The sequence below is a fragment of the Rhodococcus sp. NPDC006774 genome, from assembly GCF_040636045.1.
Taxonomy (GTDB): domain Bacteria; phylum Actinomycetota; class Actinomycetes; order Mycobacteriales; family Mycobacteriaceae; genus Rhodococcoides.
In genome coordinates this window covers 397590-419376 of record NZ_JBEYIW010000002.1, presented here as the reverse complement: position 1 = coordinate 419376, position 21787 = coordinate 397590, and the positions used below count along the sequence as shown (strand labels likewise).

General features: G+C 66.0%; 19 protein-coding genes. 14 read left to right on the top strand and 5 right to left on the bottom strand.

The window, feature by feature from the left end; translation table 11 throughout:
* The first annotated feature begins 154 nt into the window (after positions 1–154).
* A complete protein-coding gene (locus ABZ677_RS05105) occupies positions 155–1147 on the top strand; it encodes a hypothetical protein (RefSeq protein ID WP_358367087.1) in 993 nt (330 codons plus the stop codon).
* A 91-nt stretch (positions 1148–1238) separates the two neighbouring features.
* The gene (locus tag ABZ677_RS05100; protein WP_037194043.1) at positions 1239–1508 is read left to right on the top strand and encodes a hypothetical protein; all 270 of its coding nucleotides are present in this window, start codon (positions 1239–1241) and stop codon (positions 1506–1508) included.
* Here ABZ677_RS05100 and ABZ677_RS05095 read toward each other — a convergent pair.
* Entirely contained in the window at positions 1501–3414 is a 1914-nt protein-coding gene (locus ABZ677_RS05095) for a prolyl oligopeptidase family serine peptidase (RefSeq protein WP_358367084.1), read from the bottom strand. The two genes, ABZ677_RS05100 and ABZ677_RS05095, sit on opposite strands and share 8 nt — an antisense overlap.
* 100 nt (positions 3415–3514) lie before the next feature.
* On the opposite strand from ABZ677_RS05095, the gene ABZ677_RS05090 reads away from it, so the two are divergent.
* Positions 3515–3742, top strand: a complete 228-nt coding sequence (locus tag ABZ677_RS05090) for a DUF3263 domain-containing protein (RefSeq protein ID WP_094739994.1) — start codon at positions 3515–3517, stop codon at positions 3740–3742.
* Between the two features lie 7 nt (positions 3743–3749).
* On the opposite strand, the gene ABZ677_RS05085 is transcribed toward ABZ677_RS05090, so the two are convergent.
* A complete protein-coding gene (locus tag ABZ677_RS05085; protein ID WP_358367080.1) occupies positions 3750–4454 on the bottom strand; it encodes an SOS response-associated peptidase in 705 nt (234 codons plus the stop codon).
* A gap of 115 nt (positions 4455–4569) precedes the next feature.
* Here ABZ677_RS05085 and ABZ677_RS05080 point away from each other — a divergent pair, with 115 nt between their 5' ends.
* Positions 4570–5820 carry a pyridoxal phosphate-dependent aminotransferase gene (locus ABZ677_RS05080; protein WP_094632827.1) on the top strand — a complete coding sequence of 417 codons (1251 nt, stop codon included), beginning with the start codon at positions 4570–4572 and terminating at the stop codon, positions 5818–5820.
* 230 nt (positions 5821–6050) lie between these two features.
* Complete coding sequence (locus ABZ677_RS05075; protein WP_094632826.1) at positions 6051–7409, top strand: YibE/F family protein; 1359 nt, start codon at positions 6051–6053, stop codon at positions 7407–7409.
* Positions 7410–7424: 15 nt separating this feature from the next.
* Here ABZ677_RS05075 and ald read toward each other — a convergent pair whose 3' ends face one another.
* On the bottom strand, positions 7425–8507 hold the full coding sequence (gene ald / locus ABZ677_RS05070) for an alanine dehydrogenase (RefSeq protein WP_358367076.1): 1083 nt from the start codon (positions 8505–8507) through the stop codon (positions 7425–7427).
* 116 nt (positions 8508–8623) lie between these two features.
* Here ald and ABZ677_RS05065 point away from each other — a divergent pair, with 116 nt between their 5' ends.
* Positions 8624–9148 carry an Lrp/AsnC family transcriptional regulator gene (locus ABZ677_RS05065; protein WP_170945762.1) on the top strand — a complete coding sequence of 175 codons (525 nt, stop codon included), beginning with the start codon at positions 8624–8626 and terminating at the stop codon, positions 9146–9148.
* Positions 9149–9154: 6 nt separating this feature from the next.
* On the opposite strand, the gene ABZ677_RS05060 is transcribed toward ABZ677_RS05065, so the two are convergent.
* Together ABZ677_RS05060 and ABZ677_RS05055 are read right to left on the bottom strand one after the other, a co-directional pair.
* Positions 9155–11080: an Hsp70 family protein gene (locus tag ABZ677_RS05060; RefSeq protein ID WP_358367073.1), complete on the bottom strand. Its 1926-nt coding sequence runs from the start codon at positions 11078–11080 to the stop codon at positions 9155–9157.
* Positions 11081–11255: 175 nt separating this feature from the next.
* Positions 11256–12695: a hypothetical protein gene (locus ABZ677_RS05055; RefSeq protein WP_358367070.1), complete on the bottom strand. Its 1440-nt coding sequence runs from the start codon at positions 12693–12695 to the stop codon at positions 11256–11258.
* 268 nt (positions 12696–12963) lie between these two features.
* Here ABZ677_RS05055 and ABZ677_RS05050 point away from each other — a divergent pair, with 268 nt between their 5' ends.
* The 8 genes from ABZ677_RS05050 to ABZ677_RS05015 are packed head-to-tail and all read left to right on the top strand — an operon-like array spanning position 12964 to position 21787.
* Complete coding sequence (locus ABZ677_RS05050) at positions 12964–13221, top strand: acyl carrier protein (protein ID WP_037194242.1); 258 nt, start codon at positions 12964–12966, stop codon at positions 13219–13221.
* 4 nt (positions 13222–13225) lie between these two features.
* Positions 13226–14383, top strand: a complete 1158-nt coding sequence (locus ABZ677_RS05045; RefSeq protein WP_358367068.1) for an acyl-CoA dehydrogenase family protein — start codon at positions 13226–13228, stop codon at positions 14381–14383.
* On the top strand, positions 14380–15327 hold the full coding sequence (locus ABZ677_RS05040; protein ID WP_358367065.1) for an amino acid--[acyl-carrier-protein] ligase: 948 nt from the start codon (positions 14380–14382) through the stop codon (positions 15325–15327). The genes ABZ677_RS05045 and ABZ677_RS05040 overlap by 4 nt, the downstream gene beginning before the upstream one ends.
* 44 nt (positions 15328–15371) lie before the next feature.
* A complete protein-coding gene (locus tag ABZ677_RS05035) occupies positions 15372–17144 on the top strand; it encodes an alpha/beta fold hydrolase (RefSeq protein ID WP_358367062.1) in 1773 nt (590 codons plus the stop codon).
* Positions 17141–18841 (top strand): lipopolysaccharide biosynthesis protein, encoded by a 1701-nt coding sequence (locus ABZ677_RS05030; RefSeq protein WP_358367059.1) that lies wholly within the window; start codon positions 17141–17143, stop codon positions 18839–18841. Before ABZ677_RS05035 ends, ABZ677_RS05030 begins: the two co-directional genes overlap by 4 nt.
* The gene (locus ABZ677_RS05025) at positions 18838–20118 is read left to right on the top strand and encodes a hypothetical protein (protein ID WP_358367056.1); all 1281 of its coding nucleotides are present in this window, start codon (positions 18838–18840) and stop codon (positions 20116–20118) included. Before ABZ677_RS05030 ends, ABZ677_RS05025 begins: the two co-directional genes overlap by 4 nt.
* Positions 20115–20819, top strand: coding sequence for a DUF998 domain-containing protein (locus tag ABZ677_RS05020; RefSeq protein ID WP_052047957.1), 705 nt, complete (start codon positions 20115–20117; stop codon positions 20817–20819). Before ABZ677_RS05025 ends, ABZ677_RS05020 begins: the two co-directional genes overlap by 4 nt.
* Positions 20816–21787, top strand: coding sequence for a glycoside hydrolase family 16 protein (locus ABZ677_RS05015; RefSeq protein ID WP_358367053.1), 972 nt, complete (start codon positions 20816–20818; stop codon positions 21785–21787). Before ABZ677_RS05020 ends, ABZ677_RS05015 begins: the two co-directional genes overlap by 4 nt.

Here is a 21787-nt window from a genome sequence, read left to right as displayed (position 1 = left end):
CCGACTGCGCGCCCCCGCTCACTTCAGAGCAGGGGCGCGCAGTCGTCAGTAGGGGTGTGAGGTCCACTCCCACGAGTTATCCACAGGCACCGAGTTATCCGAAATCGGCCGCGTGGGGGTTGTCGAGATCGGCTGCGCCCGAGAGCATTTCTCCATGACCCGCATCGTCTCGCGATCCGACGCACTCTCCCGCGGAATTTCCGACGCGGAGTTGCAGCGCTACTGCCGAACGCGAGCGTGGCGACGACTCCGTCCAGGACGGTTCGTCAGCAGAGAGGAGTTCGATGCCCTGTCGAGAGAAGACAAGCATCGAGTCGTCGCCGAGGCCGTCTTCGACGCGACCACCGCCCCGGATGCCGTTGTCAGCCATGTGAGCGCCGCAATATTCCATGGTCTCGACGTATGCAATGCGGACCTCGGCCGAGTTCACATCACGCGCAACCGCGCCCGTGGCGGCGGTCGTGGCAGCGCTGTTCGAGCAGTACACACCTCGCCGTACACCGCCGAAGAAGTCGTGGACTTCGACGGAGTGCGCGTCACAGGTTTGGCGCGCACTGTCGCCGATTGCGCTCGCACACTCCCGTTCGAGACGGCTGTCTGTATCGCCGACCTCGCTGCGAGAACACGCGGACTCACCGCCGAAGATGTTGTCGCAGAACTGGATTCATGTCCGAATCATCCGGGCAATCGGATGGCGCGTCGAGTCGCAGAATTCATGGACGGTCGGTCCGAGAGCGTCGGCGAATCACGCGCCCGAGTATTGCTGCACCATCTGGGCTACACCCCGCAGCTGCAGGTGACGATCACAGATTCCCGCGGAGTCGTCGGACGGGTCGATTTCGACCTCCCCGACATCGGGACTGTTCTCGAATTCGACGGCAAGGTGAAGTACGGACGCTACGTGCCCGAGGGAAAGTCGGCGGCCGATGTGTTGTGGGAAGAGAAGCGTCGCGAGGATCGCATTCGCGCAACCGGCCGTCAGGTGGTGCGAATCGCCTGGTCGGATCTCGATCGCCCCGAGCTCGTCGATCGGATGATCCGCGATGCCGCCCACAGAACGGGACCACGCAACCGAGCGACCTTTCTATCGACCGCGCGCCCCTCGTCGCGCCCGAATACAGACGCGCACCCTGCAGAAGCGGTGTGAGGCTCCCCCGGACCACCCCCGCGACGTGGACGAATCGGGCACCGTGAGTATGGTCGGAAACGCACGGCGTACCCGAGAAGTAGGAGCAGGCATGACCGACGACGCGGACAAGCTCTGGCGACGCTACGACGAGTGGTGGTCGGCGCTGACCCCGGACGACCGAGCGCACGTCGAGACGTGTTGCGAGTCCGGCCGCACCGATGAGCGCCTCTGTTCACTCATCCTCGAGAATGACGGCCCGTCGAAGGCAGCGTTCGAGGCAGGCAGCAAGCTGTCCGAGGGCAACAGCAAGTACTGCGCCATCCCCAGCGCGCTGCTCGAGTTTCTGGAAGCGAAGCGCGCGCACCCACCTCTCAGCTAGGGGGACGCCACAGCTGCAGCTCGGGGATTCCCGGCGGCGTGAAGCCCATGACCTGGCCGTAGAAGGACAGTTCGGATTCCCGTGCGTTCACCTGTGTTTCCAGTTTGCGGAATCCGTGCGACTCGCCCGCATATGCCAGGTAGGCGTGCGGTATTCCCTTCTCCACCATGGCGTCTCGAAACCGCTCGGCCTGGGACGGCGGCACGATCGGATCGTCGAGCCCCTGCAGCAACAGCACCGGGCACGACAGTCCGTCGACGTTGTTGACCGGCGCGCGGGTGCGGTACAGGTCGATTGCCTCGGGCAACGGTCCGATCAGCCCGTCGATGTAGCGGGACTCGAAGTCGTGGGTCTCGGCGACGAACAACTCCAGTTCTGCGACACCGAAGTACGATGCGCCGCAAGCGAACACGTCGGAGGATGTCAGCGCAGCCAACACCGTCCAGCCACCTGCGGAGCCGCCCTCGATGGCCAACCGGCGCGGGTCGGCGAGTCCGCTGTCGGCCAGCCCCTGCACCGCGGCGATGGTGTCTTCGACGTCGACCACTCCCCACTGCCCACGCAGTCGGTTGCGGTATTCGCGGCCGTATCCGCTCGACCCGCCGTAGTTCACATCGACGACGCCGATGCCGCGGCTGGTGAAGTAGGCGAACAACGGGTTCAGAGCGGGTGCCACGTGCGCCGTCGGGCCGCCGTGGACGAAGGCCACGTACGGCGGGAGTTCGCCGTCCAACCCCTCGTAATCGGGGTTGCGCGGCGCGTAGGTGATGGCGTGCACCTCGCGGTTCGGCCCCTGGAACGTCACCTGACGTCCCTCGGGCAGATATGCGCTGTCCGGTACGGACTCGAAACCCGAACGTACCGAGGTCAGTTCGCCGGATTCCAGATCGAGGGCGAACAATCCACCTGCCACCTGGGCTCCGCCACCCTTGAGGAGCACGGTCGACCCGGAGCGCCCACCGAGCCCCACCGAGGTCACACCGTCGAGCGCGATGTCCTCCAGCGCGCCGGACGCAGGATCGAGTACCGCGAGGGTGTCGGTGCCGACGGTGCGCACGGTGAGCAGCTTTCCGTCGTCGAGCAGCGAGTACCAACTCGATCCCAGCCGCCACAGCGGAGCCCCGAAGTCGGCGTCGAGCGTCAGCAGCGGGGTGACCGAACCGTCGAGGGTGACCGAATACAGGTTCCACCAACCACTTCGGTCACCGATCGCATACAGCGATCCGTCGTCGATCCATTCCGGCTGCATCACCGATTCCTCGGTCGAACCCAGCAGCACCGTCCAGGACGAAGGATCGGCCAGCGAAGCCACACGCAGTTCCGTTCCGTCCCAGGGCATCTGGGGGTGGTTCCACGCGATCCAAGCGATGTGGGTGCCGTCGGGTGACAGTCTCGGGAACGCCAGGAAATCCGAGCCCGCCACCAGCGAGCGCACCCCGCCGCCGCCGAGATCGATGGCCACGATGTCTCGTGACACCGCGCCTGCGTCGTGCATCTCGCGGACTGCGATCACGTCGGTGCCGACCACCGAGAGATCGGCGTACCGGATGCCCGACGCCACAGCCGGTTTCGGAGTCAGCGGGACGGGTGCGCCGCCGGGGGTGAGTCGGTAGACGCGTTGATCGGAGAACTCGGCGAACACCAGGTCGCCGTCTGCCGTCGCAGTCCAGGCTCCCCCGCCGTATTCGTGGACGCGGGTGCGGGCGTTGAACGGTGCGGGCAGAACGGGCTGCACTTCTCCGTCGACGTGGCGGCAGACGGCCGTTCGGCCCTGTTCGGCCGGCCGCAGTTCCGACCACCAGATCTCGCTGCCGACGAAGCAACCACCCTCGACGGGGTGGCCCGCCGAGGACAGATCGGCTGCGGTGATGGGCGAGGGCCAGGATCCGAACGCGAGAGCAGTCACGCCGTCCACCCTAGTGAACTGACGTGCACGTAACGCGTTGTTCACCGGCCCTTCAACCGTGACCCGGATGATGGGAGACAAGAAGCACTAGGGGGACACCATGCGCCGGACCACTACCCAATCGGTGGACCACGAGATTCTGACATTCGGCCGAACCTGGCGTGGGTACGGCGGTGGCAGCGACGAGGACATCTACGTGGCATTCGGCGTCGACGCGCGTACCTACTTCGAGCGACTGGGTCGCATCCTCGATTCGCCGATCGCCGAGGAGCTGACGCCGGACGAGCGGGCCGCGATTGCCGAGATCTGCCGAACGAGACTCGCCTGAGCCACCGCTACACCGGCGTCAACAGCTCCGGGCTGTTGTTCTTCACACTGTTCACCGCGGTGCTGACCTCGTAGGGCTCGAGCCGTGGTTCGGGGATCGCGGCCAGCAGGTCTCGAACGTCTCCGAGGTCCGTCACCCCGGGGTCGAGCCAGCTCGCGCGCAGATCCGGGGGGAGTACGACGGGCGAGCGATCGTGAATGTGCCCGAGCGCATCGGCTGCAGGCGAGGTGAGCACGGTGACCGACCAGACCCAACGCGCCTCGTCGTCCTCGGCCTTGGTTGGGTCTCGCCACAGTTCGTACAGGCCGGCCATCGCGAGCACGCCCTCTTCGTGCAGGAAGTAGGGCACCTTCGCGCCGTCGCGCTTCTCCCACTCGTAGTACCCGTCGGCGGGGACGATGCATCGTCGCCGACTTGCCGCCTTCTTGAACGACGGCTTCTCGGTGATGGTCTCGGACCTGGCGTTGATCAGCCGGGAACCGATCTTCGCGTCCTTCGCCCACGACGGGATCAGGCCCCAACGCACCGACCGCAGTTGCCGAACGGCGTCGGCCTCGGGTTCGTCCTTCGGTGCTCGTTCGAGCACCGTCCGCACCGTCTGGGTGGGGGCCACGTTGTAGGACGGCGGCACCTCCGCACCGACGGTCTCGGCGATGTCGAACACCGCCTGCAGGTCACTGTCACTCCGGGTACTGGCATACCGTCCGCACATGGAACGAGATTGTTCCACTCGCCACCGACAACGCGCTCGAACAAACCCCGCGCGAAACCACCTCGCGAAACAACCTCGTGGAAACCGATACCGCCCACCTGGCACGATGTGACGGGTGACCACTCCGCAGATCCACTCCCAGCCGCGTTACCGCACGTTGCAGCAGTCCACCAAGCTGCAGAACGTGCTGTACGAGATCCGCGGACCGGTACACGCCCATGCCGCGCGCCTCGAGGCAGAGGGCCACCGCATCCTCAAGCTCAACATCGGCAATCCGGCACCGTTCGGATTCGAGGCTCCCGACGTGATCGTTCGGGACATGATCGCGGCGCTGCCGGTGGCCCAGGGGTACTCGGAGTCCAAGGGCATCCTGTCGGCTCGGCGGGCCATCGTGACGCGCTACGAGCTCGAACCCGGCTTCCCCGAGCTCGACGTCGACGACATCTACCTCGGCAACGGAGTGTCCGAGCTCATCACGATGACGATGCAGGCGTTGCTCGACGACGGTGACGAGGTGTTGATCCCGGCCCCTGACTACCCGTTGTGGACGGCGATGACGACGCTGTCCGGTGGCAAGGCCGTGCACTACCTGTGCGACGAGGAGAACGGGTGGAATCCCGATCTGGCCGACATCGAGTCCAAGATCACCCCGAAGACCGTCGCACTGCTGGTGATCAACCCCAACAACCCGACGGGCGCGGTGTACTCGAAAGAGGTGCTGCAGGGCATCGTCGATCTGGCGCGCAAGCACCAGCTGCTGTTGCTCGCGGACGAGATCTACGACCGGATTCTCTACGACGACGCAGAGCACACCTCGCTGGCGAGCCTGGCTCCCGACCTGCTCTGCCTGACGTACAACGGACTGTCCAAGGCGTATCGAGTGGCCGGTTACCGCGCCGGATGGCTCGCGATCACCGGACCGAAGGCGCACGCCGCAGGCTTCATCGAGGGTATCGACCTTCTCGCGTCGACGCGGCTGTGCCCCAATGTGCCTGCGCAACATGCCATTCAGGTCGCACTCGGCGGATATCAGAGCATCGAGGATCTGATCCTGCCCGGCGGTCGTCTGCTCGAGCAGCGCGACGTCGCGTGGGAGAAGCTCAACGCGATTCACGGCGTCTCGTGCGTCAAGCCGCGGGGTGCGCTCTACGCGTTCCCACGACTCGATCCCGAAGTCCACGAGATCTACGACGACGAGAAGCTCGTCCAGGATCTGCTGTTGCAGGAGAAAATCCTGGTGGTTCAGGGAACCGGCTTCAACTGGCCCGGCCACGATCACCTGCGCATCGTCACGCTGCCGTGGGCCCGAGACCTGGCCGTGGCGATCGAGAGGTTCGGTAACTTCCTCGCGTCGTACAAGCAATGAGACGCGAAGTTACCGCAAAGTAGTTGAAAGTGATGCACAAAACATCGGGGTGCTCACGCCTGAACGGCGAATGATCTGTACATTGGCGGACGGCACTTCGGTGCCCGCGAGCCCTGGTCGTACCCCTCCCCCCCGGGTCGGTCAGGTGGTGGCGGGGGACGCCCCCCCTGCTCCCCGCCACCGAGCTCCTCGCATCGGGCAACGGCCCGGCCCCGTACTAGCCTGGCACCGTGGAATCAACCGGCAATACTCCCGACGGCAGTAGGCCGAGCCTCGGATCTCATGTGGGTCACGGTCATGGGCACGGCCACAGCGACGCACCGGTGCCGTTGGGACCGGTGGCAGCCAAGGTCGTCGTCGGACTGTTGGTCGCCATAGCCATTGCAGTGATCGGCGGTGCCATCGCTCTGTGGCCCAGCCAGCAGAACGTCGATATCCCGCTGCCGTTCCAGACCTCCGGCGGAGGTGCGGTGTCCACCGAGGCAGGCACCATCACCTCGCAGAGCATAGGGACCTGCGGCAGCCCCGACGCCGGTCGAGCGTTCACCGGCAACCCGACACCCGCCGTCAACGACTCGTACGAATGTCAACGCAGCATCGTCGACATCACCACCGGCGAGGACGCAGGCAAACGAACGGTACTCGAGATCGCGCCGGGCCCCGGACAACCGACTCTGAGCGCAGGCGACGACATCCGGCTGGTCCTCCAGACCGATCCATCCGGTGGAGTCCGCTACTCCTTCAACGACTACTCCCGCGGCCTGCCGCTGGCGTTGATCGTCGGCGTGTTCGCCGTGGTCATCTGCATCGTCGCCCGCTGGCGGGGGTTCCGCGCCCTGGTCGGTCTGCTCATCGCGTTCGCCGTGCTGGTGGTGTTCATGCTGCCCGCACTGCTCGACGGTGCACCCGCCATTCCGGTCGCCCTCGTCGCCGGCGCGGTGATCCTCTACGCCGTGCTGTATCTGGCGCACGGGGTGAATCTGCGCACCAGCTCGGCACTGCTGGGCACTCTGACCTCGATGGCAGTGGCGGCAGTGCTGTCCTACGTCGCCATCCGCATGACCCACCTGACCGGGTTGTCCGAGGAACAGAACACCGCCGTCCAGACGTACATCGGCAACGTCAGCGTCACCGGTCTGTTGTTGGCCGGCTTCATCATCGGCTCGCTCGGCGTACTCAACGACGTGACGATCACCCAGGCGTCGGCGGCCTTCGAGCTCGCCTCGGTCGACCCGACGGCATCGAGACGCGAGATCTTCACCGCCACTATGCGGGTGGGGCGCGATCACATCGCCAGCACCGTCTACACCCTCGTGCTCGCCTACGCCGGTGGTGCGCTCCCACTGCTGTTGCTCTTCAGCGTCGCCGACCGGTCCATCCAGGACGTGCTCACCGGCGATTCGGTGGCCATCGAGATCGTCCGCTCCGCGGTGGGCGGCGTGGCGCTGGCGTTGTCGGTTCCGCTGACCACGGCGATCGCGGTGCTACTGGCGCGCCCCATCACCGTGACAGGAACCTCGAACCGCGCCGAGCGCCGGGCCGCGGTACCCACCCGCAAGACCCGGGGCTCCGGCCGCCACAGTGCGTAGAGCCGCTGCCGCTCGTCAGGCGAAGGCAGCGGCGACGGTCTCCGAGAGCAACGCACCGTTGTGCGTGCTCAGCCCGGCTTTGAGACCCGAGTCCGCCTCGCAGGCAGCTTCCCAACCCTTGTCGGCGAGTGCGACGACGTACGGCAGGGTGGCATTGGTGAGTGCGTAGGTGGAGGTGCGCGGTACGGCACCGGGCATGTTGGCGACGCAGTAGAACACCGACTCGTGCACCTTGTAGGTGGGATCGGCGTGGGTGGTGGCGTGCGAATCCTCGAAGCAGCCGCCCTGATCGATGGCGATGTCGACCAGAACCGAACCCGGCTTCATGCGCTGAACCAGGCTGTTGGACACGAGTTTCGGTGCCTTGGCTCCGGGCACCAGCACTGCGCCGATGACGAGATCTGCTGCGAGAACGGCCTGTTCGAGTTCGTACGCATTCGACACCAGAGTCTTGACGGCACCGCGGTACTGATCGTCGATGGCGCGCAGCGCCTTCACGTCGAGATCGAGCACGGTGACGTCGGCGTGCATGCCGAAAGCGATTGCGGTGGCGTTCTTTCCGGAGACACCGGCTCCGATCACCACGACGTTGCCGGGTCGCACTCCGGGAACTCCGCCCATCAGAACTCCGCGGCCGCCTTCACTGGACATCAGGTGGTAGGCACCGGCCTGCGGGGCGAGGCGTCCGGCGACTTCACTCATCGGCGCGAGCAGCGGCAGCGAACCGTCCGGCGCAGTGACGGTTTCGTAGGCGATGGCGGTGGTACCCGACTCCAGGAGCGCATCGGTGCACGCCTTGGACGCCGCGAGATGTAGGTAGGTGAACAGCACCTGCCCCTTGCGCAGGCGTGAATACTCTTCGGCGATAGGTTCTTTGACCTTCAGCAGCAGCTCGGCCGATTCCCAGACCTCGGCGGCATCGGTGAGGATCTGCGCACCGGCGGCCTTGTAGTCGGTATCGGTGAACGACGAACCGGCTCCCGCTTCGGTTTCGATGATCACTTCGTGTCCTCGCGAGACCAGTTCGTGCACGCCCGCCGGGGTGATGGCCACCCGGTATTCGTGGTTCTTGATCTCGCGTGGAATTCCGATCTTCATGGCGGCCTCCTCGGTGGTGGGTGACGTGAAGCCGTGGCTCCATCCGTGTAGGCCAACTATGAATTATCTACGAAATACCTGCAACGGATGTGAACAAAATTCTGTACGATCGCCAAATGGCGAGCAATAGTTCATTCGAGACGGGTGGAGCGGGCACTCAGCCGAACGATGTTCGGTCGATTCCACTGGACCGGATCGACCACATCCTGCTCGACGAGCTCCGTCGCGACGCTCGCACACCCAACAACGCACTCGCCGCTGCGGCCGGTATTGCACCGTCGACCGCACTGGCGCGGGTTCGCGGGCTCGTCGAGCGCGGCGTCATCCGCGGCTTCCACGCCGAGATCGATCCCGAGGCACTCGGCCAGGGCATCCAGGCCATGATCTCGGTTCGGCTGCAAGCAGATGCTCGCCGACGCATCAGCGAATTCGGATCGAAGATCGCCTCACGGAAGGAGACGCTGAACATCTACTTCATTGCCGGTGCGGACGACTTCCTGGTGCATGTGGCGACCGTCGACACCGCCACGCTTCGTGATTTCGTCGTCGAGAATCTCAGCGCCGACCCCGCTGTGGCCGCCACCGAGACCATCCTGATCTTCGAGCACATCCGACCGCGAAACACACACGCGGACAAGTGAGTTCGATCAGGGTGCAGCAGGAGCGACCGGTGGGAACACCGGCAACGTGAAGTCCGGGAAACCCGGGATCAGAGGAGGCGGCTGCTGCGTCGTCGGAGGAACGCTCTCGACGGGCGGCGGAGCAGGCTCGGCCGTCGTCGTGGTCGGCTCCGGCGTCCACGGCTCCTGGTAGACCTCGGTCTCCGGCGGCACCGTGGTCGGTTCGACGGAAGTGGTCGGTGCCGGCGCGGGCGGCGGCAGGACAGGAGCGGGTGTCACCGACGTGGGCGGTGCCGTGGTGGTGACAGCAGGAGCTTGGGTCTGACTGCGACTGACCGAGGTGTCGACCACCTGCGGTGTGTTCTGCTGGGTGAGCATGAACGCCGAGACGCCCACCACCAGCGCGAGACCGAGCGCGAGAACGCCTCCGGTGCGGAGCTTGCGCCGAGCCCGGGTGCGATCGTCCTCGCCGTCGTCGTCGTCGTAATCGGCGTCGAGCCAGTAGACGTTCTTCAGCTGGAACGGAACCGGCTTGCCGTCGTCTTCTGCCTCGGTCCGGGCGGCGGAGCCCTCGGCAGACGGATCCCCCGTGTTCGCGCTCACCGCAACGACCTCCCCGTCGACCCGCGCCCCCTGCACGTGGTCGTCGTGAACATCTTCCACTACCGGTGACGTGTCCGGAACCGAATCGACTGCAACGGATTCGGCGGAGTCGGTGAATCTGGAGGATGCGAACCCTGCCGCCGTACCGGCGGGCTCGACCGGCATCTCGGAAACCGTGTCCCGAGAATGCGAGCCCTCGGTGAGCGGTGCCTCGACCTGTGCCGCCGCGATCCAGGGACGGGCGGGAACAGGACGCGCTGTCGAAGGAGCCTCGACGGGTACGCCAGGCGCGGCGTGCTGAGAGTCGGTGCGAGCCGGAACCGGTCGGACCGGCGCGGGTAGCGGAGGCGGCACCGGAGCCGACACCGGCTCCGAGCGCACCCGCGATGCGGGTTCGGCTGCGATCGACGCTGTGGACTCCACCGGCCGAACGGCGTCCGGTACGCGTCGCGTCACGGTGCGTGTGCGCGAATGCGGCCGAGCGGCCAGTGCCGCTCCACGTGCCGCGACGGTCTCGGGCTCGGTCGGCACGATCGACGGCAGTTCGAGCAGCGGTCCGACTCGTTTCTGCACGATCGGCATGCGGGCACCGCCGCCGATCAGGACGACGGCGTCGATAGGAACGTTGGCCCCGATCATCACCTCGCGCGCGAACTCGACGGCCTCGTCGAGCAGGTCGGTGATCAGCAGCTCGAAGTTCTCACGCGAGAGCAGGATCATGCCGCTCGCATCCGGCAGACACACGGCGTCCTGAGTGGACAGGCGTTCCTTGGCAATTCGGCAGCGCTTCTCGAACAGCGCCATGTCGGAGTCGGTCGACTGCTTGCCGAGGCGTTGGAGCTGATTGTTGCGCACGTAGGCGTCGAACAGATCCCCGCTGTACTCACCGGATCGCTGCGAGGCGATGACGGTGCGCTGCACCAGGTCCACGACGCTGACGGTCAGTCCGGAACTTCCGAGGTCGAACAGGGCGACGGAGCTGCAGTTGCGCGCTTCGCCCGTTGCTGCCAGGTATTCGACGACAGCTTCCACCTCGTGGACCAGGTGGTAGTTGTGCAGGTGCGCCCCGGCGAGGGCAGCATGCAGCGCGTCGGCCTGGCGGGGGTCGCGGTACGCGACGCCGGTGGAGAGTTCGGGCTCGGTTTCGGCTGCAGCACCGATCGATTCGGCGGCCAGATGCGGAAGGTCTCCGCCGACGCTGTCGATGAGTTCGTTGCGGAAGAACAGAGGCCGGTCGATGTCGGTGACCAGGCCGGAAGGGTCGGCGACGGGTGCCCCGAACTGCTCGGCTCGGGGCTGCGCCGTGCGCACGGCCCGGGTCCCCATGGACACCCCAAGCAGCACAGTCACGGTCTTCGGCCTCACTTCGATCGGCAGTTGTCTTCGGACGCGAAACAGCTCGTCCAGAGCGCCAGGCTACCGCTTCGGCCGAATCGGCGGGGCGCGCGCCCCGGAGGCGGGCGCACCCGGACGTGACGAAACCCGTCTCGCTCCCCCTAGGGCCGGCACGAACCGAACCCGCGGTTTATTCCGGCAGCTCCGCATCGACAGCCGGTAGGTACAACTCGCCGTCGTAGGTGAACACCCGCTCGTACAGGTCCGTGTCGGACAGTCGGGCCGGCCCCAGGACGGGCAACTCGGCGGGACCGGGAGCGGCCCCGTCGGCCGGACCGGCGGCGGCGGAGAGCTGCGCGGCGAACGTGGAATCCACGGGAACCTGCTGCTCGATCAGAGGAGTGGGCGGCGGCGTGTTTCCCCTGGTGAACACCAGTCCCACCACCGCAACTATCAACAGACTCACGGCGACGAGCACGGACGCATCGCGTACCGACCAGGTGCGTGAGCCGCGGCGAACCGGCTCGGCGACGACACCGGGCTCGGGTACCGAGGGTTCGAGAACCGCGGGTTCGAGAACCTCGGGCTGCAGGAGTGCAGGTTCGTCGAGGTCGACGGCTGCCGGGTCCGTATCGAAGGTGGTCGACGGGATCGTCAGATCCTCGGTCGCGAGCTGGTCGACGGTCAGGCCGTCGACCATCCACTCCTCGACGGTGTCGAGGCCGGTCGTCTCCGGTGCATCGAGTGTGTCGGGTGCATCGAGCGTGTCGGGTGCGGTGAGCACCTCGGGCGCATCGAGCAGTTCCGACGCATCGTCCGGGACAGTGATGATTCCCACATCGGCGTCGAGGGGGGCTTCGACGGGTCTTTCGTCGAGTGCCGCCCCCTTGGCGACAGCCATCGCAGGCGCGTCGGGCACGTGGACGGGAACGTTCCACTTGTCTTCGATGATGGTGCGCACCGCGGGAATGCCTGCACCGCCGCCGATCAGCAGTACTGCGTCGGGGGCCTGCTTGGAGGCCCAGTCCAATGCATCGGAGACGAGCGGGGTGATCTCTCGCTCGAATTCTTTTCGGCTGAGCAACATCGGACCGCGGTTGGGTGCCCGGACGCCAACCGACGAGCTGACCAGCTCTTTGAGCTCACGGAAGAAGGCCTGATACTCCTGATCGCCCTCGGGTCCGACCGGAGCAGGCAGGATGCCCTTGGCCATCACGATGCCTCGAACCACTTCGTCGAAGCGGTCGCCGCTGATGTCGACGGTGCGTGCGGTCCACTCGACGTACTCGCCCGCGACATCGAGTGCGGTGGCCGAGAGCCCCTTCTTGCCCAGGTCGACGACCAGCACGTAGTCCTTGTCGGCCAGTTCCGGAACGGTGCGGGCGTAGGCGAGCAGGGCGCGGGACTCCTCGACCATGCGGGCTTTCGGAACGGTGCCGTCGCCGAGGGTCTCCAGCAACGCCGTCACCGCTGCGGTGTCCCATCCGGCCAGCACGATGTCTTCGAACGGCCCGAGGTCGACGAGCTTGCCGGGCAGCAGGTCGTGGGCACCCTCGGCATCGATGGAGTCCTCGACGCGGCGGCCGTCGGCGATGTACGCGATGCGCACGGCACCGGTACCCACTGACACCCCGCAGACTCCACCCATCGACCAGACAGTCCTTCACAGATTGTGTTTCGACGCCCGATCCGGCGCCCGTACGAGCCCCCGCTCCACTCGAAGTGTACGGCGGTCAAGAAGCCCGATGCGGGCATCCCGGTAACGCTACTAAACAATCTACGATATTGTTTGGAGGGGTCTGGGGAGACTTTGGGTCGAAAAGGCGCACAGCCAGCCGACCCTGAGTCGACGACGAGGCCGTCCGGTCTCGTGGTTAACGCGATCGGTGGAGGTTTCGATGCAGACGCTCAATGCTCACGACGTGGTTCGAGTGCGAACCGTGCTGGAGAAATTCGGAAAGCTTCCGGTTCCCGTGGAGGGCATCGACGAGGCCGCCGATCTCTACGACAGCGGTCTCACCTCGCACGCCAGCGTCAACGTCATGATCGCGCTCGAGGACGAATTCGACGTCGAGTTCCCCGACACCATGCTGCAGAAGTCGACGTTCGGCAGCATCAGCGCGATCGCCGCGGCCATCGCCCAGCTGACGGACTGAGGCCATGACCACCGTCTACGAGAGCTCGATCGACCAGTCGATCACCGACGTGCTGGCCGTACTGCGGACCTATGCCGACGAGGTCGACCGCGATGCCCGTTTTCCCACCGAATCGGTGGATGCGCTGCGCGACGCCGGCCTGCTCGGGGTCGGAATTCCGCGGGAGTTCGGCGGAGGCGGGGCAACACTGACCGACATCGCCCGGATCTCGCGCGCCCTCGGTGCCGAGTGTGCATCGACGGCGATGATCTTCGTGATGCACCAGTCGCAGGTGCTCAGCATCGTCCGCCACGGCAAGTCCGACGCCATGGCAGACCTGCAGCGTCGCATTGTGACCGATCGCATACTGGTGGCGTCGGCCACCACCGAGATCAACATCGGTGGCGACGTCCGTTCGAGCAGCTGTGCGGTGGAGTACGACGGTGAGCAGATCACGCTCAGCAAGAACGCACCGGTCATCTCGTACGGCGAGTACGCACAGATCGTGTTGGCGACGGCGCGGCGCAGCGTCGACAGCCCGCCGAGCGATCAGGTGCTCGTGGTGTGCGAGAAGCCCGACGTGACGCTCGTCAAGACCGGCACCTGGGACACCCTCGGCTTCCGTGGCACCTGCAGCCCCGGCTTCATGCTGGACGCACGCACCACGACGTCGAACATCCTGGGCGACAACTACGGCGATATCTCCGCTCAGACCATGCTTCCGGTTGCGCACGTGCTGTGGGGATCGGCGTGGCTCGGCATTGCCGACGCGGCTGTCACCAAGGCCCGCAAGTCGGTACAGAAGGCCGCACGCAAGACTCCGGGGACGCCGCCGCCGAGCGCGCTTCGCCTCGCGGAGCTGATGGTGGTGCACGAGCAGTTGGTGGACACGGTGTTCGGTGCCGCAGCCAAGTTCGAGGCCGTCGCCGACAGTCCGGCCGAGCTCGGAGCCATCGGCTTCGCGCTCAAGATCAACAACGTCAAGGTCACCGCGTCGACGCTCGTCATCGACATCGTCGGCAAGGCACTGCAGATCTGCGGCATCTCCGGGTACCGACAGGACGGCGAGATGAGCATCGGCCGTCATCTTCGGGACGCGCACGGGTCCGCGATCATGGTCAGCAACGAACGCATCCTGGGGCACAACGCCCAGCTCTCCCTCGTCTACAAGGGAAAACAATGACCACCACACACTCCGCACCGGAGACAGACATCAGCGAACTCGACTCCGCCCGAGCGTCTTTTCGCGCCGAGCTGGTCGACGCCGGCTTGCTGGTACCCAGCTCGATCCCCGGTTTGTACGGGCGCAGTGGCGAATTCGAGGACATCATCGAGTTCGTCGACGCCCGCGTCACCCAGGCCGGGGTCGCCGAGCACGGCCGTCAGGCCACGCGGTTCCGATTCGCTCCGGTCTTCCCCCGGGAAGCGTTCGAGCGCACCGACTACATCGCGTCGTTCCCCAACCTCACCGGTGCCATCAACACGTTCGAGGGCGACAACAAGGAACATGCAGCGTTGTTGGCGGAGAGGTCCGACGGAAAGGACTGGGATCACTTTCTGCATTCGGCGGGCACCATGCTGGTCTCGGCCGCCTGCCATCCGTCGTACTCGATGCTCACCGGCACGCTGCCCGAAGAGGGCACGCTGATGGACATCTACGGCTACTGCTTCCGGCACGAGCCCGCGGTGGATCCGGCTCGAATGCAGGCATTTCGGATGCACGAGTTCGTTCGAGTCGGCACCCCCGACGAGGCGGTCGCACACCGCGAACGCTGGGTACCGCGCGGCCTCCAGATACTGGCAGATCTGGGACTGGAAGCCGAGGCGGTCATCGCCAACGACCCCTTCTTCGGTCGCGCCGGACGCATGCTCGCGGCGAACCAGCGCAACGAGAACCTCAAGACCGAGCTGGTCGTCAAGCTCTACGGAGATCTCGACGAGGGCACCGCGGTCGTCTCGTGCAACTGCCACCGTGATCACTTCGGGCACACCTTCGGCATCGAGACCGCCGACGGCGAACCCGCCCACAGCGCATGCGTCGGTTTCGGCATGGAACGCATCGCACTGGCGATGCTCCGCACCCACGGACTCGATCGATCGGGCTGGCCTGCCGCACTGCGCAACTGACCGACACCGCTCCACCCGTGTACGTACACGAAGGACTCATTGAAGTGAACTTCTCCCGCACCGCGCCCCGGCGCATCGGCTCAGTTCCCGCCGAGTCCTCTTCGCGTACGGCAGGCGGCAAGTACCCGATGTGGTTCGGCCCGTCCGACTCACCGCTGTTCGGCACCGTCCACGTGCCGTCCGGCGGTCGGGCACGCGGCGGGGTCGTCCTGTGCCCGCCGCTCGGCAAGGAGCAGGTCGACTCGTATCGCGGCATGACCCTGCTGGCGCAGAAGCTCAGTGCGCAGGGACTTCTGGTGCTGCGGTTCGACTACCGCGGCACCGGCGATTCGTGGGGCGATCAGGATCAGCCCGGCGCGGTCGCACACTGGCAGCGGAGCATCGTCGAGGCCGTCGACTACGTTCGCGGTTGCGGGGTGAGCGAGGTCGGCCTCGTCGGTCTGCGCGTCGGCGCCTTGTTGGCGTGTTCGGTCGCCGCCGAGTGCGGGCCGCTCACTGCGATGACGCTGTGGGATCCGGTCGTCAAAGGACGGTCGTATCTGCACGAGCAGCGCGCACTGTATTCGGTGAGCGTGACCACCGACTCCGACGCAGATCCCAGGGTGTCGATCATCGGCGCTGTGCTGCATCCGGATTCGGCCGCGGACTTCTCCGCGCTCGATGCCGCGAAGACGAAGACGGATGCGCCGGTGCTGGTCGCCACCCGCGCCGAGCGAGGCGATACCAAGCCGGTACGCAAGCTCGTCGAGGCTCTCTCGGCTCAGGAGCACACGCTGACCGCGCACGACGACTTTCTCGAGCCGAGCGACTTCGAGGTCATCATCCCGACGTCCGACATCGCGCACCTCGCGACGTGGACGGCGTCCAAGTTCCCGGCGGTACCCGCCGCCGAGCTCGAGGTGAAGCGTCGGTCGCGGTTCGTGGTCGACGGAATTCACGAGAACATCGAATACCTGGGCGACCAACAGCTTTTCGCGATTCGGTCCACCTCGGATCGATGCCGGGCCGGTGGACCGACCGTGGTGCTGTACCCCACCGCCAACGAGCACCGCGTCGGTCCGGTGCGCATGTGGGTGGAACTGGCCCGGCTCCTGCCTCGATTCGGGGTCTCCACGGTGCGTTTCGATCGACGCGGCACCGGCGAGAGCGGCAGCGTCTGCGACGGGGAGTTGACCCGGCTCTACAGCGACGAGGGCAACGAGGACGCTCTCACCGCCGTCCGACAGTCCGGCACCACCCCGGACAACGTCCTGGTGGCCGGAATGTGCTCCGGCTCCTGGTATTCCAGCTTCGCCGCCCGGGAACTGGGGGTTCGTTCCGCGGTCTTGCTCAACACCCTCGACTGGACCACTCGTCGTCTCGAATTCGTCAAACGCTCGTCGATGCACACAGAGGAGACGGGACTGCGGGCTCGCGCACTCGATCGTCTGCATCACTGGGGGGTGGCGACCAAGAATGCACTGCAGCCGCGGATTCCGTATGCCCTGTGGATCTGGCTCGGGCGACGCGGACTGATCCAGGTTCCCGAGATCTCGCTACGCATTCTCAGCGACCGTCAGGTGCAGACGCGAGTTCTGCTCTCCCCCAGCGACACCGCCTGGTTCGAGACCAACCGCGGCCCGGAGGGAATGCGCCGGCTCCAGCGCCGATCGTCCGTACCCACCGTCACCTCCTTCGAGTCCGGTGATCACTCGCTCTACGGTCGCGATCTGCGAGAGAACGTGCGCGCCGAACTTCTCGCGGCCACTGCTGCTGCCTTCGACATCGAGATCGCCGCACCGTCGCCTCCCGTGCCGGTGGGGAAGGTTCGATTGTGAAGCACCGCGCTCCCCGGATCCTGCCGCCCAAGCACGAACAGCTCGAACAGCTTCGGTGGTATCCGGTCGAACCGGCTCGGTTCGACCTGGGTCTGATGAACAGCCCGACGATGCCGGTGCAGACCGTGCCTCGGCACGATGCCGTGCACTCGGTCGACGTATCTCCGGTCGCCGAGGAGTCCACCCGGCACCCGGCACCCGAGACGGGGCCGGGATCGAAGGCGTCCGATCGCAACCTCGCGCTCAATTCGATGGCCCTGATGCTCTCGACGGCCATCACCGGCGCACTCGGCCTGCTGTTCTGGGCTGCGGCCGGCCGGCTCTATCCCGTGGCGGAGGTGGGCAGCGCGTCGGCGGTCATCACCTCCGCGGTGATGCTCTCGACGCTGTCCAATCTGAGCCTCGGTTCGATGTACGAGCGGTTCCTGCCGATCTCGGGCCGGTTGGCCAAGACGTTCATCGTGCGCGGCTACCTCACCGTCACCGCGTTCGCGTTCGTGCTCGGCGGCGGCTTCCTGCTGGTTGCGCCGGTGGACGAGATGTTCACCAACACCGCGGAGATCGTCTCGTTCCCGTTCTTCGTCGCCGTGCTCGCGGTGTTCGCGCTGCAGGATCAGACGTCGTCCGGCCTGGGCGTCGCGCGCTGGGCGGCTGCCAAGAACGTCTTCCACGCCGTCTTCAAGTTCGTCATGCTGTTGGCGCTCTTCGCAACCGAGCGCAGTACCTCGATCATTTCTGCCTGGGCGGTCCCCGCGATCGTGGCGTCGATCTTCGTCCTGCGCGCGATCATGAAGAACGTCCGCACCGAACAGCGGTACGCCGGCAAGCCGGATCTGCCGCCCCGGCGTGAGATGTGGGCCTACTTCGGCTCGGCGTACGGCATCACCGCGCTGGGATCGCTCGCTCCGCTGCTGGTGCCGATGATCGTCGTCGCCACCCTCGGCGCCGAGCAGAACGCCTACTTCTCGCTCACCTGGTCGATCGTCAGCGCTCTGTACATTCTGATCAGCGTGTTGATCGGACCGTACGTGGCCGAGGTCGCCGCCCACCCCGAACAGTTCCACCGCCTGACCAAGCGGTTCATGACCCTGGTGTGCATCGTTGCGGTGGGTGGGTCGATCTTCCTGGCCTTCTTCGCACCGTTCGGTCTGGGGTTGATCGGCCAGGGCTACCGCGACCAGGGCACCATCATCGTGCAACTGGCCGCACTGACCATCCCGCTCTCGGTCGTCGGTTCCCTCTACGACGGTTTGGCGCGGGTCCGTCGACGCATGCGATTGGCCGTGATCGTGCAGGTCGTGGCCACCTCGATCATCATCGGCGGATCGATCGGCCTGTCGTCGTCGATGGGCATCGCGGCCGTCGGCTGGGCGTACCTCGCCGCAGAGGCGTTCGGTGCCGTCGTGCTGATCGTGCCGCTCGTGCGCTGGATCCGCGAGCTGTCCGCAGGCAGCAACGGCGAGTCCGGTGACGACCAGGGCCCGTCGGGCTCCCCCGGACCCCGCGGGCCGATCGACGACAGCGACGCCCGTGCACCTCGATCGCGTCATCGAGAGCCCCGCCACGGCGAGCCCCGACACGCCGAACCTCGACACCGTGAACCGCCTCGCCGCGAGCCACAGGACGGTCCGCCGCCCCTCGACGAATCGTCACCGCGTCGTATCCCTGTCCACGCTCAACACAGGACGGCACCATGACTCAGACATATCGCGCCAGTTCGTTGGACATGCTGCGGTCCGATTCGCGCATCGTGACCGTGCTGGGACCCGCCGACTTCGGCGATCTTGCACGAGTGCAGAGCAGGGTACTGGCCCTGGCCTCGATCGGTCCTGCGACGCGGCTGGGTCTGCGCGCCGACCAATCTTCGGCGGGCTGGGTCTACGAGCCGGAGCGGGTACTCGAGCACATCGCCGAGGGACCCGCCGTCGGTCACGAGCAGTTGGCCAAGGAACTCACCGTGTTCTCGCACGCGTCCGTGCCCGAAATTCCTCTTCGACTTCGTTTGGCGGGTCGCTACCTGTTCCTCGATCTCAATCACGGTCTCGGCGACGCTCTGTTGCCGGTCGATCTGTTCGCGTACCTGGCCGACGCACGCCCCGACGCACCGCTTCCGACGTGGGCAGACAGTGCCGTCGACGGCCACCCACTTCGAAAAGCACTGCTGCGCTGGGTCGTTCGAAATCCCAGGAACGTCGTCGACACGCTCTACGACCGCGTACGTCCCGGCTCGAAGCGCGAATCCACGGTCATGGCCGCCGCACCCGACACCGCATCGCCGACGGCTTTTCGGCCGTGGGCACCGTCCGCTGCGGTGGCCACCGTGGTGACGCCGTCGGGTACCACCGATGCGATCCGGCAGTGGCGAGAATCCCACCTGCCCGGCGCGAGTGTCAGCGCGGTGATGTGCGCGGCCGTGGCCGCGGCGTTCGCGCGCACATCGTTCTCGCTCGATCGTTCCGCAGCTTTTCTCTTCGACTGCCGCCGCTACCTTCCGCCGTCGGCGGTCGTGCTCGGTAACTTCGCTGCCGGGATCCGGTTCTCGGACATCGATCCCACCTCGGCCGGGGAGGTGCACGGGGCACTGTCCGGTGCGATCGCCAAGGGCCGTCCGATCGCTTCCGCGACGATCAGCACCATCAAGTACAAGCGCGAACACAAGGCCGTCTCCGGGGTGTTCGGCGACCGCGTCCCGGTGGATCCGAAGGTCCAGCTCATGTACTCCGATCTCGGTAGAGTCAGGCAGTTGGAGCAGATCTCCTGGGTTGCCGAGCCCGCCGACCGCGCCTTCTTCGTGATCGCCGATCCGGGCCAACCGGAGTCGGTGATGATCACGATGGAGACCATCGATTCGGTCGTGTTCGTCTCGGCGTCGTTCCACGACAATGTTTTCGACAGCCACACCGTGCAATCCGCACTCGATCTCGTAGCAGCGAACCCCCTCGCATTGCTGGCCCCTCAGGAGAAGACTGCATGACCACCGAAGCGAAGCGCCCCACGAAACCCGAAGCGAACCGGCCATCGTCGAGCACGCAGGCACCGGTGCGATCGGGCTTCGTCGCCCACGTCGCTCGTTGGGCAGGGTTGTCGGTGGTGCAGTTCGTCCTCGTCGAGTACATCGTCTCGGCCACGTGGCGCGGGCTCTACAGCTACCGGAACAACTACATCAGCGAACTCGGAATCCCGTTCTGCGGTCCCACCGGCAACTGGCCGTGCAGCCAGCTCTACGTCCTGCTCAACGCCTCGATGGTGCTGTTCGGTGTGGCGATCGCGGCAGTGGGCGCATCCTGGTACATCGTCCGCCGGATCGACGGTAGAGCCGCGTCGTTCTTCCTCGTCGCAGGCGTGGGTGCCATCACCGCAGGCGTCGTCAACCAGGGCGTGAACTACCCGATCCATTCGTTCGGTGCCACCGCGTTCTTCGTCTTCGGAAACTTCGGCCTCGTCATAGCCGGCGGGCATCGGAGTCTGCGACGCAGCATTCGCACCGTCGTGACCGCACTCGGTGCCGTCGGTCTGGCCGGATACTTCGCCTACATGAGCGGTCACGAATTCGGCCTCGGCATCGGCACCATGGAACGCATCGCCACCTATGCCCTTCTCGTGGGCATAGTCGTGCTGTCGGTCTCGCAGTTCAACGCGACGCGAGTACCGAAGAACGTCGACGAGACCGCGTGAGTCGTCACGCCGCATCGAGTCGAGAGTCCGGAGCGGGGACCGTCGAGGTTTCGCGGCTACCCGGAACCGGGCTCATCGTCGAGCCTCCACGACGGCGCTGGCCGTCCGTTCTGGCGTTCCTCGTCGTCCTGGGATTGGTTGTGACCGGCACCGTGTACGGGATGACGCACCGCTCCGATCCCGGCGGCACTGCGCAGGGCACGGTCGACGCCACCTCCACGACGTCGGCGTCCAACACTGCAGCCACCAAGCCCGGATTCACCGTCTACGACGACTTCTCGGGGACGGCGGGCGATGCGGTGGCGGACGACCGGTGGAGTCACGATGTCGGACAGACCGGTTGGGGCAACAACGAGAAGCAGGACTACACCGATTCGACCGAGAATTCGTCTCTCGACGGCGACGGCAACATGGTCATCAAGGCCATGCGCAACGGTGATGGGTACACCTCGGCCCGAGTGACCACCAAGGACAAGTTCGAGTTCACATACGGCCGCATCGAAGCTCGGATCAAGATGCCCGCCGGAGCAGGCCTGCATCCGGCGTTCTGGATGCTCGGTACCGACCTGGACTCCGTCGGCTGGCCGCTCTCGGGCGAGATCGACGTCATGGAGACGCTGAACCAGGCCGATCAGTACCACACCGGAATCCATGCCCCCCAACCCGATTCGTTGACGAGTCAGAAGGTCGACGCGGGCGGAATCCCGCCGGAGCCGCTGTCCGAGAACTTCCACACCTACTGGGTCGAGCGTTCACCGGGTCGCGTGACCACCGGTATCGACGGCACCACCTTGGCCACCGTCACTCCGGACGACCTGATCGGCGGCGACGACTACTGGGTCTTCGACAAGCCGTTCTTCCTGCTGTTCAACGTCGCCGTCGCCGGCGACTGGCCCGGTCCAACCGACAACTCCACGCCGTTCCCGGCGACCATGACGGTCGACTGGGTGCGGTATCGCGCCGACTGA